General features: G+C 63.4%; 17 protein-coding genes. 6 read left to right on the forward strand and 11 right to left on the reverse strand.

The annotated features are described in order from the left end of the window. Nucleotides 1-218 precede the first annotated feature (218 nt). From A3A9_RS0120640 to A3A9_RS0120665, 5 genes are all read left to right on the forward strand, one after another. Nucleotides 219-968: a helix-turn-helix domain-containing protein gene (locus A3A9_RS0120640; RefSeq protein ID WP_027060468.1), complete on the forward strand. Its 750-nt coding sequence runs from the start codon at nucleotides 219-221 to the stop codon at nucleotides 966-968. Between the two features lie 518 nt (nucleotides 969-1,486). Beyond that, nucleotides 1,487-2,545 (forward strand): SagB/ThcOx family dehydrogenase, encoded by a 1,059-nt coding sequence (locus A3A9_RS0120650; RefSeq protein WP_245279087.1) that lies wholly within the window; start codon nucleotides 1,487-1,489, stop codon nucleotides 2,543-2,545. 67 nt (nucleotides 2,546-2,612) lie between these two features. Continuing rightward, nucleotides 2,613-2,852, forward strand: a complete 240-nt coding sequence (locus A3A9_RS0120655) for a hypothetical protein (protein WP_027060470.1) — start codon at nucleotides 2,613-2,615, stop codon at nucleotides 2,850-2,852. Nucleotides 2,853-2,855: 3 nt separating this feature from the next. After that, a complete protein-coding gene (locus A3A9_RS42765; RefSeq protein WP_082222156.1) occupies nucleotides 2,856-3,095 on the forward strand; it encodes a hypothetical protein in 240 nt (79 codons plus the stop codon). 28 nt (nucleotides 3,096-3,123) lie between these two features. Next, nucleotides 3,124-3,444: a hypothetical protein gene (locus tag A3A9_RS0120665; RefSeq protein ID WP_027060471.1), complete on the forward strand. Its 321-nt coding sequence runs from the start codon at nucleotides 3,124-3,126 to the stop codon at nucleotides 3,442-3,444. A gap of 57 nt (nucleotides 3,445-3,501) precedes the next feature. On the opposite strand, the gene A3A9_RS0120670 is transcribed toward A3A9_RS0120665, so the two are convergent. From A3A9_RS0120670 to A3A9_RS0120685, 4 genes are read right to left on the reverse strand one after another with little or no spacing between them, the layout of a single operon-like run. Next, nucleotides 3,502-4,443 carry a TonB family protein gene (locus tag A3A9_RS0120670; protein ID WP_027060472.1) on the reverse strand — a complete coding sequence of 314 codons (942 nt, stop codon included), beginning with the start codon at nucleotides 4,441-4,443 and terminating at the stop codon, nucleotides 3,502-3,504. After that, nucleotides 4,440-4,907: a TonB system transport protein ExbD gene (exbD, locus tag A3A9_RS0120675; RefSeq protein ID WP_027060473.1), complete on the reverse strand. Its 468-nt coding sequence runs from the start codon at nucleotides 4,905-4,907 to the stop codon at nucleotides 4,440-4,442. Before exbD ends, A3A9_RS0120670 begins: the two co-directional genes overlap by 4 nt. Before the next feature lie 4 nt (nucleotides 4,908-4,911). Continuing rightward, nucleotides 4,912-5,874, reverse strand: a complete 963-nt coding sequence (exbB, locus tag A3A9_RS0120680) for a tonB-system energizer ExbB (protein ID WP_027060474.1) — start codon at nucleotides 5,872-5,874, stop codon at nucleotides 4,912-4,914. A 51-nt stretch (nucleotides 5,875-5,925) separates the two neighbouring features. Next, on the reverse strand, nucleotides 5,926-6,723 hold the full coding sequence (locus A3A9_RS0120685) for an ATP-binding cassette domain-containing protein (protein ID WP_082222157.1): 798 nt from the start codon (nucleotides 6,721-6,723) through the stop codon (nucleotides 5,926-5,928). A gap of 275 nt (nucleotides 6,724-6,998) precedes the next feature. Here A3A9_RS0120685 and A3A9_RS0120690 point away from each other — a divergent pair, with 275 nt between their 5' ends. After that, nucleotides 6,999-7,679 (forward strand): cysteine hydrolase family protein, encoded by a 681-nt coding sequence (locus A3A9_RS0120690; protein ID WP_027060476.1) that lies wholly within the window; start codon nucleotides 6,999-7,001, stop codon nucleotides 7,677-7,679. Nucleotides 7,680-7,684: 5 nt separating this feature from the next. Here the strand turns inward: A3A9_RS0120690 and A3A9_RS0120695 are convergent, their stop codons facing one another. The 7 genes from A3A9_RS0120695 to pcaF all read right to left on the reverse strand — a co-directional run bounded on the left by A3A9_RS0120695 (nucleotide 7,685) and on the right by pcaF (nucleotide 15,379). Beyond that, complete coding sequence (locus A3A9_RS0120695; protein WP_027060477.1) at nucleotides 7,685-8,626, reverse strand: LLM class flavin-dependent oxidoreductase; 942 nt, start codon at nucleotides 8,624-8,626, stop codon at nucleotides 7,685-7,687. 137 nt (nucleotides 8,627-8,763) lie between these two features. Then, nucleotides 8,764-8,919 (reverse strand): hypothetical protein, encoded by a 156-nt coding sequence (locus tag A3A9_RS45260; RefSeq protein WP_010912229.1) that lies wholly within the window; start codon nucleotides 8,917-8,919, stop codon nucleotides 8,764-8,766. A gap of 266 nt (nucleotides 8,920-9,185) precedes the next feature. Next, nucleotides 9,186-10,130, reverse strand: coding sequence for an ABC transporter permease (locus tag A3A9_RS0120705; protein ID WP_027060478.1), 945 nt, complete (start codon nucleotides 10,128-10,130; stop codon nucleotides 9,186-9,188). After that, entirely contained in the window at nucleotides 10,127-11,182 is a 1,056-nt protein-coding gene (locus tag A3A9_RS0120710; protein WP_027060479.1) for an ABC transporter permease, read from the reverse strand. The genes A3A9_RS0120705 and A3A9_RS0120710 overlap by 4 nt, the downstream gene beginning before the upstream one ends. Next, the gene (locus A3A9_RS0120715) at nucleotides 11,182-12,672 is read right to left on the reverse strand and encodes an ABC transporter ATP-binding protein (RefSeq protein WP_033838696.1); all 1,491 of its coding nucleotides are present in this window, start codon (nucleotides 12,670-12,672) and stop codon (nucleotides 11,182-11,184) included. Before A3A9_RS0120715 ends, A3A9_RS0120710 begins: the two co-directional genes overlap by 1 nt. A gap of 317 nt (nucleotides 12,673-12,989) precedes the next feature. Beyond that, nucleotides 12,990-14,021, reverse strand: a complete 1,032-nt coding sequence (locus A3A9_RS0120720; protein ID WP_027060481.1) for a BMP family protein — start codon at nucleotides 14,019-14,021, stop codon at nucleotides 12,990-12,992. A 152-nt stretch (nucleotides 14,022-14,173) separates the two neighbouring features. Then, nucleotides 14,174-15,379: a 3-oxoadipyl-CoA thiolase gene (gene pcaF, locus A3A9_RS0120725; RefSeq protein ID WP_027060482.1), complete on the reverse strand. Its 1,206-nt coding sequence runs from the start codon at nucleotides 15,377-15,379 to the stop codon at nucleotides 14,174-14,176. Nucleotide 15,380 lies beyond the last annotated feature (1 nt).

A 15,380-nucleotide genomic window follows, 5' to 3' on the forward strand; every position in this document is an offset into this window, starting at 1 on the left:
GATTTCGCGCGATTCCGATGCATGGCAATTGTCAATTGGACTTATGGCGATGGCCGTTGCCGGATTGGCGCTATTTTTTTTGGAAGCTGTCCCATTAGACTGGGGCTCTCAAATCAGTTTTTTCTGTGCGTTGTGACAAGGCGTTTCGGCGGGGGCGACCGAAGGCGCTATATGGATTCTTGAGTTGAAATGATGAATTCGCCTGCGAAAGCAACACCGTGTCCATTCGCGAGAACCTCGCTGCAAATCTCCGACGGCTCTGCAAGGACCATGCTTCGGTTAGCGCGGTATGCCGTGAGTTGGGTATCAACCGCACGCAGTTCGAACGTTACCTGCAGGGCCAGACCGTTCCGAACAAGGCGACCGCCAAGCTGATCTGCGACTATTTCCGCATCGACGAAGCGGAACTCTACCAGGATCCTGGTGCTCCCGAGCCCAGGAATCCCGGCCTGCCGCCGATCTCGGAAAGCCTGTTCAACCAGATGATCCGCCCACCCGCCCCGTCGATCGCGGGCGGCACCTACTTCACCTACTTTTCTATCCCGGCCCGTCCCGACCTCTTGATGCGGTCGGTGACCTTCGTGCGTCGCGAAGCTGAACTGGTCACATTCCGCAGGGTCACCGGATGGTCGGAGCGGCGTGGCTCGACATGGGCGCGGGCGCGCGGCAACCACTATGGCGTGGCGATCTCGCGCCTGAACTGGATCTATTTCAGCGGCATCAATCGTCGTCAGACCGGCGAACCGTCGCTGATCTCGGTGCAATGGGCCCCCATCTCCGAACCGGTGCTGATAGGCAAGGCTATGCTGCTGACCGAGGCTGGGCCGGCGTTCGTATCGGTCATCATGCGCCAGGATATGTCCGGTATCCGGCCGCGGCATGCGATCCGCATGGCTCATGTCGTCAGGCTTGACGACCCGGGCATGGATCAACTTGTCGCCAGCCTTGCCCGGGACTGGCTGGGCTGAAGCGCGCGTCGCGTCGCAACGAATGTGGCGACGCGCTTAAGGTCCTTGTTTCCATCCACTAGATCCCCCAAAGCCGGAGGACGCCTTTGCGCGCCATCAAGCAACCGCTCGCTTACGCTAAATAAGAATAAGAATATCTCGAAAAAGCGTATGCTAGCATACGCCTACTCCCTATCTGAGAAAAATCGATTTTTTAGACTTTAACGTTAGGAAAGATATTTTAGATCACGTTGGCTTTACTACAATTTTAACAAATCATTAACTCTTTCGACCTTACCCTTCTTCTCGCGGATCCTGCTGTGGGGATCTCTCAACAGATCCCATTGGGGGTCGGGAAAAGGGACGAAAAATGGCCAAGAAAGTAACCAATGCCCCGAAGCTGACGGTCACCGCGGGCACGCAGACCGTCTTCTTCTCGCAGGGCATGCACTACAACAAGCGCTGAAGCCGCTCGGCGCCGACGGGCTGTCAGCCAGTCGGCGCTTCGCATTCACGAAACGGCATCCAGCATCATGAAAATGCGCTCTTCAAAAACGCTTGTCTTCTATCCCGGGACCAACAAGGTCACGGCGTGCAATTTCCTGACCAGAAGCGTCTTCGAATGCAGCCCCGAAGTGATTGGCCTTCTTGCGTCCTGGGACGAATGGGCCTCCACGACGGAAATCGCGCGCGCCCAAGGATGGTCGAAATCCGACCTCAACGCCGTCGTCCCGCAATTACTTGATTTTTCCGCCCTGGTCACCGCCGGCTCGCCGCTGGCCGAGCAGGAAACGAAATTTTCCGGACAGTGGAGGTGGGGCATCCCGACCGCGCTGATGCATTTCTGCGTCCAGGACGCAGAGTTCATGACTATTGAACAGGCCGAGACACACCAGATCGACCGTGCCGGGCACGTCGCGCAGCCCGACCTCGTGCTCAAGAATGCCATGGGCGCCATTCGGCTGCCGAACGCGCTCGACGACAACGAGCTTCTGAGCCTGATGGCGCGGCGCCGCACCAACCGCACCGCGGCCGCACCCACCATCACCGCGCAGCAGCTCTCCGACTGCCTGTTCGCGGGCATGGGCATTACCGGCGAGACCAGCAACTGCGTCGGCGCCCTGCCGCTAGGCATGACCCCTTCGGGCGGCGCCCGGAACCCCTATGAAGCCTATGTGGTAGCACTTGGCGTCGAGGGTCTGGAGCCCGGCGTCTATCACTATTCCGCCGTCGATCATGATCTCGGCAGGATCCCGGCCAACCATCTGCCAAAGATCTCCGAGCTGGTCGGTGGGCAGGAATGGGCGGATGCCATGCCATGCCTGATCCTGCTTTGCGCCAGGCTAGACCGTACCATGTGGAAATATGAGGATGCCAACGCCTACCGCGTCGTGCTGATCGAGGCTGGCCATATCGGCCAGAACGTGATGTTGGCCGCGACCAGGCATGGCTTGTCGGCCTGTCCCACGGCGGCGCTCAGCCATTCTGCGATCAACCGCCTTCTCGGCCTCGACCGCCTCACCGACGCGCCGATCTATGCGTTGACCCTCTCGACCCCTGAACCAGGCCCGCATTCCGCGGGTCAGTCAATTAATTAGCCGTCTTATTATGTCTGTTGTAGCCAGTACGCGTTCCCTGAGTTCCACCAGATGACAGGAGAAGCACGTGCCAAATCAGACCCTACGTCAGTCAGAGATCGATAGTCTCCAATATATCGCATCGATGACCAATGAGCTGGTGCAGATGGCCGAAGCAAGCCGTTTTCCCATGATCTCCTATCTGCTCGGCATGGCCTATGCCGAAGCCTTCGATGTGCTGCGCGGCGCGCGGCCGGCAAGACATGCCCAACTCAGCGGCAACCCGATGCATGCAAAGGATAGCCCCGCTCAGCCAAGGAGAGCGTAGCGGATGCAACCGTCAGCCTTATGCGCGCCGGCCGGCTCGCAGCCGAACCGGTGGGAGACACTTTGTGCGTTACAAGGTCTGCTGCCGCTCCTGAAGAAGGCCGCCGCCGACCTCGGCCATGCCGAAATGGTCTACTGGTTCGAGCAGGCAGAGGCCGAGGCCACCAACCTGATCCGAGGCCGACCATCCGATACGGCAGCGATTCCGACCTTGATCGCCAGCAGCCCGCAAGGTCGACATTAATGCACGCAGATTTGAGGGGGACCCGCCGATGAACATGATCGCAACCATCAGCAGCGCCGACGCCAGCGAAGGCATTTTCGGCCAGCTCCACGCCTTGATCGCTCGCCGTCCGCCATCACCGGATAGCGCGCGCATCGAAGCCCGCCAGCTCGTCTCGATGGCAATGGCCGACACCTGGCAGGCCGACAGCCTGTGGGGCGCGACGGATGCCTTTCACGCCCATTTCGACTTCATGATGCAGACCATCGAGATCAATGGTGCCGAAGACCCGAACCTCAGGACGCTGCGCACGAAGTGCCGCTTCTATCTGGAACAGGTCGAAGCGCTTTGCCGGTCGATGAGCCGCTGATCGGTCACTGTCTGCGCGAGGGCCAATGGCACCACCGTTTCGGTGCCCCAGGACGCGCTAATCGCGCAAGTTGAAGACGAACGGCGCCGTGCGGCTTTGGCGCCCACCAAGCTCAGGCGGGGGTGCCGGAACGGAAGCTCCCTGGAGCACGGAAAGTGCCGCGCGATCCAGGTCGGCATTGCCGGAGGAACGGGTCAATCTGGCAGACAGCACCCGGCCGGACGAGTCGACTGTAAACGTTACGTATGCACTGCCTTCGGCGCGTTGGGCTCTCGCCGCACTCGGATAGCGCGTATGTCGATTGATCCATGAGCGCAGTCTTGAATCCCATTTGCTGGAGTCGCCGGATCGCCCCGTCGCTTCCGCCGATTTCGGCGCTGCTGTCTTGGCCGCAGCCTTGGCATCGGCGCTGGCGGCGGCTACCGTTTTGGGCGGCGCCGCTTTTTCCTTCTTGGGTTTAGGCTTGTCGACAGGCTTTTTAGCCTTGGCCTCAACCGGTTTCTTGTCCTTCGGCGCCTCGACCGGCTTCGGCTGAGGTAACGGAACGACCACATCGGGGGCGACCGCCTCGACAATGTCCGGGATCACCTCATCCAGCGGTGGCTGATCGATCTGCTCAGCCATTTCGGTCTGGGTGGGCTCGGTCTCGTCGGGCGCAACAGCTTCCGGCTGTTCGACAATCGGTTCAGCCTTCTCGACATGTTCAGGTGTCGGTTCCGTCGTCGGTGTTGGCGTTGGCTCGCTCTGGTCAGGCGTCACCGCATCCAGCGCCGCGACCTGTTCCTCCACAGCCGGCATCACCGTCATCGGCGCCATCTCAATCACCTGGGCTGGTGGCGGGCCGCCATCCGCTTCATTGACCATGCTGAAGTTCTGCACGGCATAGGCAACCGCAACATGCGCTCCGAGGACCAAAGCGGCCGCCCCCACCCACAGACCGAGATCGCGCCCGCGAAGGCGCGACAGCTCTACCGTGGGAGAACCGGCCGATTGCATCATGGCATCACGGTTCCCGTCGTCGCGGGCGCCGGTGCATCGGCCGCGGGTGCCGCCTCCAGGCCGACCAGCGCGACTTTCAGGTAACCGGCGCCACGCAAAAGGTTCATCGCCTCCATCAGGTCGCCATAGGCGACCGCCTTGTCGGCACGCAGGAAGATACGCGTCTGCTTGTCGCCCTTTGTCCTGCTGTCCAGCGTGGCGGCGAAGGCCGGGCGCGGCACGGTGTCGTTGCCGATCGCCAGCGTAAGATCATCCTTCAAGGTCAGGAACAGCGGTGTCTCCGGCCGCGGCGCGGGTCTCGCCATCGAGCCCGGCAGGTCGATATCGACATCCACCGTCGCCAGCGGCGCCGCGACCATGAAGATGATCAGCAGCACCAGGATGACATCGATGAAGGGCGTGACGTTGATCTCGTGGCTCTCCTCGAGATCGTCGTCCATATTCTGCCGGATTCTGCTTCCCATGACGCTACTCCGCCGCCAGGGCCGTCGCCGGCGCTATCGTGCGGAAATCGAGGTCGCGGCTGACCAGCCGTTCGACGCCCGCCGAGGCATCGGTGAGGATCTGCCGGTAGCCGGCTATCGAGCGGACGAAGACGTTGTAGATCACCACGGCCGGAATTGCCGCGACGAGGCCCATGGCGGTGGCCAGCAGCGCTTCGGCGATGCCCGGCGCGACCACGGCGAGATTGGTGGTCTGCGCCTGCGAAATGCCGATGAAGGCATTCATGATGCCCCAGACAGTGCCGAACAGGCCGACGAAAGGCGCGGTGGAACCGATCGTCGCCAGCACGCCGGTGCCGCGCGACATTCGCCGCGACGCCGCCGCCTCGATGCGCGACAGGCGCGAGCTGACCCGTTCCTTCAACCCATCGCCGGACACGTGGTCGAGGGCTCCAGCCGAAAGCACGGCCTCTTCTTGCGCTGCCTTGACCAGAAGCGCGCCGGGGCCGCCGCTGCGGTCGAGCGCTCGGCTCGCCTGCTTCAGCGTGGCGGCATCGCCGATCGCGCGGAGGGCACGGCGGATGCGCAGCTTGCCGCCGAAAATCTCCAGCGATTTTGCCAGCCATATCGTCCAGGTGACGAGCGACGCGAAAGCCAGTCCGATCATCACCGCCTTCACGATAATGTCGGCAGCCATGAACATGCCCCATGGCGACAAATCGTGAGGCAGGTTCAGCTCCATTCTTCCCGCAGCCTCGGCCGGTGCGGCTGCCGCCGGTGTGGCAGGCTCTGGCGTGGCAGGCGCTGGTACGGCGGGGGCAGCTGGGGCGGGCGCTGATGCGGCTGGAGCAGCGGGTGCGGCAGCAGTGGGCGCGGCAGGGGCCTCGATCGCGGGGGCAGAGCCGGCCGCTTGCTCCTGGGCGGTCGCGCTGCCGCCCGCCAGGATCACCGATGCGACCAACGCCGCCAACAAACCATGTCTAGACAAGAGCTTCTTCCTTGTTCTCACAGCGGCCAGCCGCTTCCGCCGCCGAAATCGTCATTGCACATAGCCGACGGGTTGACCGGTGACCGGGTGCGCGAACACGCCCATCTCGACACCGAAAATGCCCTTGAGCACGTCGCCCCGCATGATTTCGCTCGGTGTGCCGCGTGTCAGCAGCTTGCCTTCCTTGAGCGCGATCAGCTCATCGCAGTAGCGCGCCGCCATGTTGGGATCGTGCAGCACGACGACGACGCACAGGTCGCGCTTGCGGCTGAGCTCCCTGACCAGCCCCAGCACCTCGACCTGATGGGCGATGTCGAGCGCCGAGATCGGTTCGTCGAGCAGCATGACGCCGGCATTCTGCGCCACCAGCATGGCAAGCCAGGCGCGCTGGCGCTCGCCGCCGGACAATTCATCCACCAGCCGGCCGGCGAAACCTTCCATGTCGGTCAGCACAAGCGCTTCCTCGACATGCCGTCTGTCTTCGGAGCTGAAACGGCCGAGCGCGCCATGCCAGGGATAGCGCCCGAGCGTTGCCAGTTCGCGCACCGTGAGGCCGGTTGCCGCCGGCGTCGTCTGCGGCAAATAGGCGAGCGCGCGGGCGAGCTCACGGGCGCCCCATTGCGGCAGCGGCCGTTTGGCGAAGGTGATAGCGCCCGAGCTTGCCGGCTGCTGGCGCGCCAGAAGCTTGATCAGCGTCGACTTGCCCGAGCCGTTGTGACCGATCAGCCCATAGACGCGCGAACGCTGCAACTCGAGCGAGACCGGGCCGAGCAGCGTCCGCTCGCCGACGGCAAACCGCACCGCATCGATATGGAAAGCGATCTCGGTATCGATTCCAGCCACGGTCATGGCTCTTCTCCCGTGCGACCGCCCGCATTTCCAATTTTTGACCTCAACAGTCCGATGCCCGGTTGACTATAAAACATGACCTTACTAGTCAACATTTAAGATGACTGCAACAGTCAACAAATCGTTGCGACGGGCGTATAGCGAACGGGCGCGCGACATCTGCCCGGCAGGCGCCACGGCGCTCGGCAACTTCGCGTTTAGGCCATCACCCGGTAGACGACCGCGCCTTCGCCAGTCACGATGGGGCCTCGCAATCGGCGAAGAGAGAACCGCGGATGATCAAGGCAACGCCCTTCGACTACCCCTATGATGGCAGGCTGATGGCCAAGAACACTGCGCTCATCGTCATCGACCTGCAGCAGGATTTCCTGTCGACCACGGGCTACTTCGCCAAACAGGGATATGACCCCTCGCCGCTGCGGGCGATCCTGCCAACCGTGAACCGGCTGATATCAGCCGCACGCAAAGCCGGCGTCACGATTATCCACACCAGGCAGGGCTACCGCGCTGACATGGCCGACATGACACCCTACGAGAAATGGCGCCGCAAGCGCTCCGGTCTCGACGGCACCGACATCCTGCTGCGCTCGGGCGCGGGTTTTCAGATCGTCCCGGAGATCGACGTCGCACCTGACGACATCATTGTCGACAAGACCTGCAACAGCGCCTTCACCTATACGGATTTCGAGCTTGTGCTGCGCGCGCAAGGCATCACGCATCTCATGTTTTCCGGATGCACGACCGATGTCTGCGTCCACACCACGCTGCGCGAGGCCTGCGACCGCAATTTTCAGTGCCTGACGATCTCTGATGCCTGTGCCAGCGGCGACCAGGGAGCCCACGAGGCGGCCCTGCACATGGTGACGGTCGAGGACGGCGTCTTCGGCGCGCTGGCAGATTCCACCGCTGTCATCGACGGCCTGTCGCGGCTTGGCGACAGGCCAACGAAAGACTGACGGCTTCAGCCCGCCGCACGCGTCTCCAGCCCGGCACGAGGCGCATAGGCGCCTGGCTGGAAGGCATCATGTTCGCGGCGCGCCAGGGAGTTGCGCAGCAGGGCGAGCGTTTCCCGGCCGACTGTCGCGATCTCGCGCGGTGCGTCGACGCCGACGATCATGAATTCATCGATGCCTAGCCCGGCATAGGCAAGCAACGACAGCGCGACCTGGGCCGGCGGCCCGGACAGGTCGACCGCCTTGTGGCCCGTGGCGGAAGCGCCCCGGTGGATCCGGACCGGCAGCGCGAAGCGCAGCTTGCCCGCCCGGCCATGTTCGGCGGCAGCACCACGCGCCCGCTCCATCAGCTGCCGGACCTCATCGATCGAGCCCGGCGCCAGTTCGAAAACGTCGGCATGCCGGCCGGCCACTTTCAGCGCCGTTCCAGACTGTCCGCCCATGCGGATGACGAGGTCCGCGCCATGCGGACCCTTGCGCTCGATATAGCCGCCCTTGATGCTGTAGAAAGCGCCTTCATGGTCGAACGGCCGATCGTTCGACCACAGCCGCTTGAGCAGCACCAGATATTCATCGATGCGCTGCCAGATGACCGTGTGCCCGACCGGACGTGTTTCGGCGTCGTCGTCGTTCAGCGGCTCACTGATCATCCTGAGCGCCAGCCGTCCGCCGCTTTTCGTGTCGATCGATGCCAGTTGGCGGGCCGCCACCGTCGGCTCGACCACGCCTGCCCAGTGGGTCAGAACGACCTCCAGCGATGAGGTGCGATCCAGCACCTGGGCGGCAAGATCCATGTTGGTCAGCAGTCCGGCCGGATCGTCGACGACGATCTTCTGGAAACCGCCATCCTCGATCAGCCCGAGCTTGGTTGCCGTCTCGGCAAAATCGTAGAAAAATGGAATGGCGGCAGCGGCGGTCTTGCCGGGGACATGCGTGAATTCGATCGGCATTGTCATCTCCTCCATCTCTGGAATCATGGATGCGGTGAAATTCGAACCACGGCTGCGCGCAAACGCACCGGGATCCGGTTCATTCAACTCCGATTGCCTGATACAGCGGGGAAACTGGCCCCCGTCGATCTGGTGCCTTAGGGAATAAGGCCCAGAACAACGGCCCCGGTGAACACAAACGCAAGGGCAAAGACGAGATAGGCGAACGCTCCGGCATAGGCCGGGCGAAAGGTCTGGGCATTGGCCAGCCTCTGGCCGCTGCTGTCAGTCTGAGCGTTCTGGATATAGGACATATCGACCTCCGTCTCGCCCGTTAATCTATAAAACTTGTAGACTTTGTCGATTGCTATTTTCGAGCCATAAGCAGAATAATTTTTCCTTATGCGCCACCTAATTGGTTGCCGATTGCTGAGAGGCCCTGTCTGGGAGGTCGATTGGCAGAGCCGCCCACATCACCCTAAGCGCTGAAATGGACCTATGGGCTTATTTTCAGGTTCTTCGTCCCAGGGACAGCTTGGCCCCTCCTCTACCAGAGGAACGGATGCCAAGCCCTATTGCCCTACCGTTCTTCCCTGCGGAACGGCTTCAACAGCGCCGACGGCGCCACCGCGTTGCGCGACATCACAGCCATCGCGACGATGGTGAAGATGAAGGGCAGCATCAGGAACGCTTCGTAAGGGATATGCCCGAGGCCGCTCGCCTGCATGCGCAGTTGCAGCGCATCGACGAAAGCGAACAGCAGCGCGGCCCCTGCCGAGCGCCACGGATCCCAGCGGCCGAACACAACCAGCGCGATCGCCACCCAGCCGCGCCCGGAGACGACGCCGAAGGTGAAGGCGTTGAACTGCGCCATCGACAGGAAGGCACCGGCCAGCCCCATCAACGCACCGCCGAGAATGACGGCCTGGAAGCGGGTGGCAATGACGCTGACGCCGGCAGAGTCCGCCGCGCGCGGGTTCTCGCCAACCATGCGCACCGACAGGCCCCAGGGCGTGCGGTAGAGCACGAAGGCGGCGAGCGGTATGGCGATGATCGCCACGTAGACCAGGGCGAACTGGTTGAACACCGCCGGCCCCAGCACCGGAATGTCGGAAAGGATCGGGATCGGAACCGTCTGAAAACCCTTGATGCTCGGCGGCACCGATTGCTGGCCAAAGATCAGCCGGTAGAGGAAATAGGCGAGGCCCGACGAGAACAACGTCACGCCGATGCCGCAGACATGCTGGCTGAGGCCGAGCGCCACCGTGAACAGCGCATGCAGCGCGCCCATCAGCATGCCGGTCAGCACCGCCGTAAGCACGCCGAGCCACAGGCTGCCGCTGAGGCTGGTGGCGGTGAAGCCGGTCATCGCGCAGAGCAGCATGATGCCTTCGATGCCGAGATTGAGCACGCCGGCCCGCTCGGAGAACATTTCGCCGAGCGTCGCGAGAGCCAACGGCGTGGCGATGCGGATGATGGCGGCCAAAAAGCCGACCTGAAAGATCTGTTCGAACACCGCGCTCATCGGGCAGCCCCGACGCGGCGGACGCGATAGGCGGTGAACAGCAGCGCTACCAGCATGGCAAGCAGCGCGGTGCCCTGGATGACGTCGCTGAGGAAGGCCGGCACGCCGGTCGCGCGCGACATCGCCTCGGCCCCGGTCATCACCGCGGCCAGAAAGATCGCCGCCGGCACGACGCCAAACGGATTGAGCCGCGCCAGCATGGCAACAACGATGCCGGAATAACCGTAGCCCGGCGAGATGTCGCTCATCACCTGGAAATGCACGCCGCCGACTTCGCCGACACCGGCCAAGCCGGCCAGCGCGCCGGACAGCAACGCGGTCGAGATCAGCACCCGTTCGACGTTGATGCCGCCATAGCGTGCGGCTTCGGGATTCTCGCCAGTGACCCGAATCCTGAAACCTAGCGTCGTGCGCACGATCAGGAACCAGATCAACGGTGCCGCGATCAGCGCCACGACGACACCAAGATGCAGCCGCGTGCCTTCGATCAGCACCGGAAAATTCGCCGAATCCTCGATCGGCGGCGAGATCGGATAACCGCTGAAGCTATCCTTCCATGGCCCTTCGATCAGCGCCATCAGCGCGTAGTAGATGACCGAGTTGAGCAGCAGCGAGCTGACGACATCATCGACCTTGAATTTTACCCGCAGTGTCGCCGGCACCAGCGCGACCGCGGCGCCCGCCGCGGCACCGGCGATTGCCATCAGCAGCATGGCAAGCGGCCCCGGCATCGGAATGGCACCGACGAAGCAGCTCGCCACCGCACCCGCAAGCAACTGCCCCTCGGCGCCGATGTTCCAGAACTTTGCCCGGAACGCGACGGCAACCGCCAACCCGGTGAAGATCATCGGGGCCGCGCGCACCAGCGTTTCGGTGATCGCATAGCTATCCCCGAGGGACGCCGTGAACATCACGCCATAGGATTCGAGCACACCGGCGCCAGCCAGCGCGATCAGGCCGCTGCAAAGCACAAGCGTCGCTACGATCGCCAGCAGCGGCAGCGCCAGGTTGAACCAGGCGGGCGTTGACGTGCGGACTTCCAGGCGAAACATCAGCTGTGGCCCTCCGCCCCGGTCATCAGCAGGCCGAGCCGCGCGATCGTCGCATCAGCGCTGTCCAGCGTGCCGACAATGCGGCCCTCATACATCACCGCGATGCGATCGCAGAGCACCAGCAGCTCTTCCAGATCCTCGCCGATGACGATGATGCCGCAGCCCTTGGCCCGCATGTCGAGGAACTTTTCATGGATGAACCGGGCGGCACCGATGTCGAGGCCGCGCGTCGGCTGCGAAACGATCAACACCTTCGGGTCGAAAGCCAGTTCGCGCGCCAAGAGCGCCTTCTGCAGGTTGCCGCCGGACAGGGCCCCGGCGCGGGTCATCGGCCCGGGACACCTGATGTCATAGGCCTTGATCTGTTCTTCGGCAAAGGCGCGGATCGCATCCGGCTTGAGCAGGCCCTTGGCTGAAAAGGCGGCGGTGCCGATGCGCGGCAGCACCATGGAATCGGCGAGTGGCAAATTGGTCACCAGACCGGTCGTCATGCGGTCTTCCGGGATGCGCCCGAGGCCGAGCGCCTGCACCTCGCGCGGCGAAAACCGCGACACCTTCTGGCCGGCGATCGTCATTTGGCCAGCATCGGGCGCGCGCACGCCGGAGATCACCTCGGCGAGCGCCCGCTGGCCATTGCCCGACACGCCGGCAATGCCGAGGATTTCGCCGGCACGAACTGCAAGCGACACGTCGCGCAGCACCGTGCCCGAATGCTTTGAGGTGGAAATGCCGTCAAGCGTCAGCACCGCTGCGCCGGGCGTCGATGGTCCCCGCGCCGGCGGCACGATCTCGTGGCCGCACATCAGTTGCGCCATTTCAGCCGACGTCGTGTTGGCCGGGTCATCGACACGGCCGGCGACACGGCCAAGCCGCAGCACCGTGCAGCGATGCGTCAGCGCCCGCACCTCGTTGAGCTTGTGCGAGATGAAGATGATGCCGAGGCCTTGCGCTGCCATCGACCGCAGCGCCGAGAACAGCCCGTCGACCTCGCGAGGCGCCAGCACCGCCGTCGGCTCGTCGAGGATTAGCAGCTTGGCACCGCGAAACAGCGCCTTGACGATCTCAAGCCGCTGCTGCTCGCCGACCGACAGCGCCGAGACCGGCAAGTCGGGATCCAGCGTCAGCCCATGCTGGCGGCTGATTTCGGCGAGACGCGCCAACCCGCCGGCACGGTCTAGCCGCCCCGATTTGCCCGGGATGCCGATGAGCAGATTTTCCAGCACCGTCAGCCGTGGCGCCAGATGAAAATGCTGGTGCACCATGCCGATGCCGGCGGCCAGCGCATCGGCCGAACTGGTGATCCGCACCTTCTGGCCCTGGATCAGGATCTCGCCGGCATCCGGCGCATAGGCGCCGAACAGCACATTCATCAGCGTCGTCTTGCCGGCGCCGTTCTCGCCCAGCAGCCCGAGGATCTCGCCCGGCGCAACACTGAGGTCGACAGCCTCGTTCGCCTTGACGGCGCCGAAGCTCTTGGTGATGCCGCGCATTTCGATGAGTGGGCCGGGCGTCGGCAAGGATACTCCTGATCGCTTCACAATTCAGCTTTGACCGATAGGGTTGCGCTGTACCCCCCTCTGGCCTGCCGGCCATCTCCCTCAAGGGGGGAGATCGGATGTCACTTTCGGCTTTCGCTAGTTTTCCACGTCGAAGAAGAGCGCTATCGACGAAGCCGCCGATCTCCCCCCTTGAGGGGGTTGAGGAATGGTCCGCGAAGCGGGTGGAAAGCCAATTGCTTGGCTTTCCAAATGACGAACGTCCGGCAGGCCAGAGGGGGGCGCCGCGCACTACCCCCTAAAACCCGACATCAATCCGAAACCGGCGTGTTCTCGTCGACATCGACGCGGAAATTGCCTTCCAGAATCTCGGCCTTCTTCTTCTCGACCAGGTCCTTGACGTCGGCGGGCAGCGTCTTGTCGAACTTGTGGTAGGGCGCCAGGAACGAGCCGCCCTTGGCCATGCGCGAGAAATCGCCATAGTCCTGCGCGGTGAAGACGCCGGCCTTGACCAGCTTGATCGCCTGTTCGACCGTCGGATACATGTCCCAGACCGGGCCGGTGATGACCGTATCGGGGCCGAGGCTCGACTGGTCGGACATGTTGGAGATGGCGAGGATCTTCTTGTCGACCGCCGCCTCGATGACGCCGAAACGCTCGGCATAGATGACATCGACACCGGCATCGATCTGCGCGACAGCGGCTTCCTTGGCCTTTGGCGGATCGAAGAAGGAGCCGATGAAGGAAACCTTCTTCTTGATGTTCGGATTGACCTCCTTGGCGCCGGCGAAGAAGGCGTTGACCAGCCGGTTCACTTCCGGAATGCCCATCGCCGCGACGGCGCCGACCGTGCCCGACTTCGACATCTTGCCGGCGATGATGCCGGAGAGATAGGCGGGCTCATGGATCCAATTGTCGAAGACGCCGAAATTGGGTTCGGCCGGGCCGGCGCCTGAGCCGAACAGGAAGGCGGTCTTCGGAAACTGCTTGGCCGTGCGCCGCGACTCGCGCTCGGCCGCGAAGGCATCGCCCAGCACCAGCTGGTAGCCGCCTTGCGCATATTCGCGCATGACGCGGCTGAAATCGGCGGTCTGCACTTTTTCAGACCATTTGTATTCGATGCCGAGTTCCTTTTGCGCCTTCAGCAGCGCGACATGGACCTGATTGTCCCACGGCTCCTCGATCGGTGTGGCGAAGATCGCCGCCACTTTCAGCTTCTTGTCCTTGGCGAAGGCGGCGCCCGGCAGCATCGCCGCGGCGAGACCCAGCGCGCCAAGCTCCAGCACATTGCGCCGCGACAGCCCGTCGCGCTTTATCTGGAATTTGTTGTTCCGGTTTTCCATTGCATTCCCCTCTGTTCGACAGCCGTGTCGAGCCGGTTGTTCACGAAAATGTCAGACGGGGAACTATGGAACGGGTCCGGACTTTTGTCCACATGGTCAAATTTGTCAGGCCAGATGGAATCTCCCATCTGGCCTGCCGAAAGGGCTTCAGATCAAGCCCGTTCGAGCGCGATGGCGATGCCTTGGCCAACGCCGATACACATTGTTGCCAACGCATAGCGGCCGCCGCGTTCGCGCAGCTCCAGTGCCGCCGTGCCCGAGATGCGGGCGCCCGACATGCCCAAGGGATGGCCGAGCGCGATGGCGCCGCCATTCGGGTTGACTTGCTCGGCGTCCTCGGCAATGCCGAGTTGGCGCAGCACGGCGATGCCTTGCGAGGCAAAGGCTTCGTTGAGCTCGATGACATCGAACTGTTTCGGCGTCAGGCCAAGCCGCGCGCACAGCCTCTGCGTCGCCGGCGCCGGACCGATGCCCATGATGCGCGGCGCGACGCCGGCGGCGGCCCCGCCGAGGATGCGGGCGATCGGCGTCAGGCCGTATTTCTTGACCGCTGCTTCCGAGGCAACGATCAGCGCCGCCGCGCCGTCATTGACGCCGGAGGCATTGCCGGCTGTCACCGTGCCGCCCTGCCGGAACGGCGTCGGCAATTTGGCCAGCGCCTCGACCGTGGTGCCCGCGCGGGGATGTTCATCCTTGCTGACAACAACGGCATCGCCCTTGCGCTGCGGGATCGTCACCGGGGTGATCTCCTTGGCCAGCCTTCCATTGGCTTGTGCCGCGACCGCTTTGTCCTGGCTGCGCACCGCAAAGGCGTCCTGATCCGCGCGCGAGACGGAAAAATCCTCTGCGACGTTCTCGCCGGTCTCGGGCATCGAATCGACGCCATACTGCTTCTTCATCAGCGGGTTGATGAAGCGCCAGCCGATGGTGGTGTCGTAGATCTCGGCATTGCGCGAAAAAGCCGTGTCGGCCTTGGGCATGACGAAGGGCGCCCGGCTCATCGATTCGACGCCGCCGGCAATCATCAACTCGGCTTCGCCAGCCTTGATGGCGCGCGCGGCGATGGTCAGCGCATCCATGCCCGAGCCGCACAGGCGATTGACGGTCGAGCCTGGGATTTCCTTGGGCAGGCCGGCCAGCAGCAGCGCCATGCGCGCGACGTTGCGGTTGTCCTCGCCGGCCTGGTTGGCGCAGCCATAGACGACGTCGTCGATCCCCTGCCAGTCGATGCCGGCATTGCGATCGACCAGCGCCTTCAGCGGGATGGCGCCGAGGTCGTCGGCGCGCACGGAAGACAAGGAGCCGCCGAAACGGCCGATCGGCGTGCGGATGTAGTCGCAGATATAGGCCTCGGCCATG

This window comes from Mesorhizobium loti CJ3sym (assembly GCF_000472785.1).
GTDB lineage: Bacteria > Pseudomonadota > Alphaproteobacteria > Rhizobiales > Rhizobiaceae > Mesorhizobium > Mesorhizobium loti_E.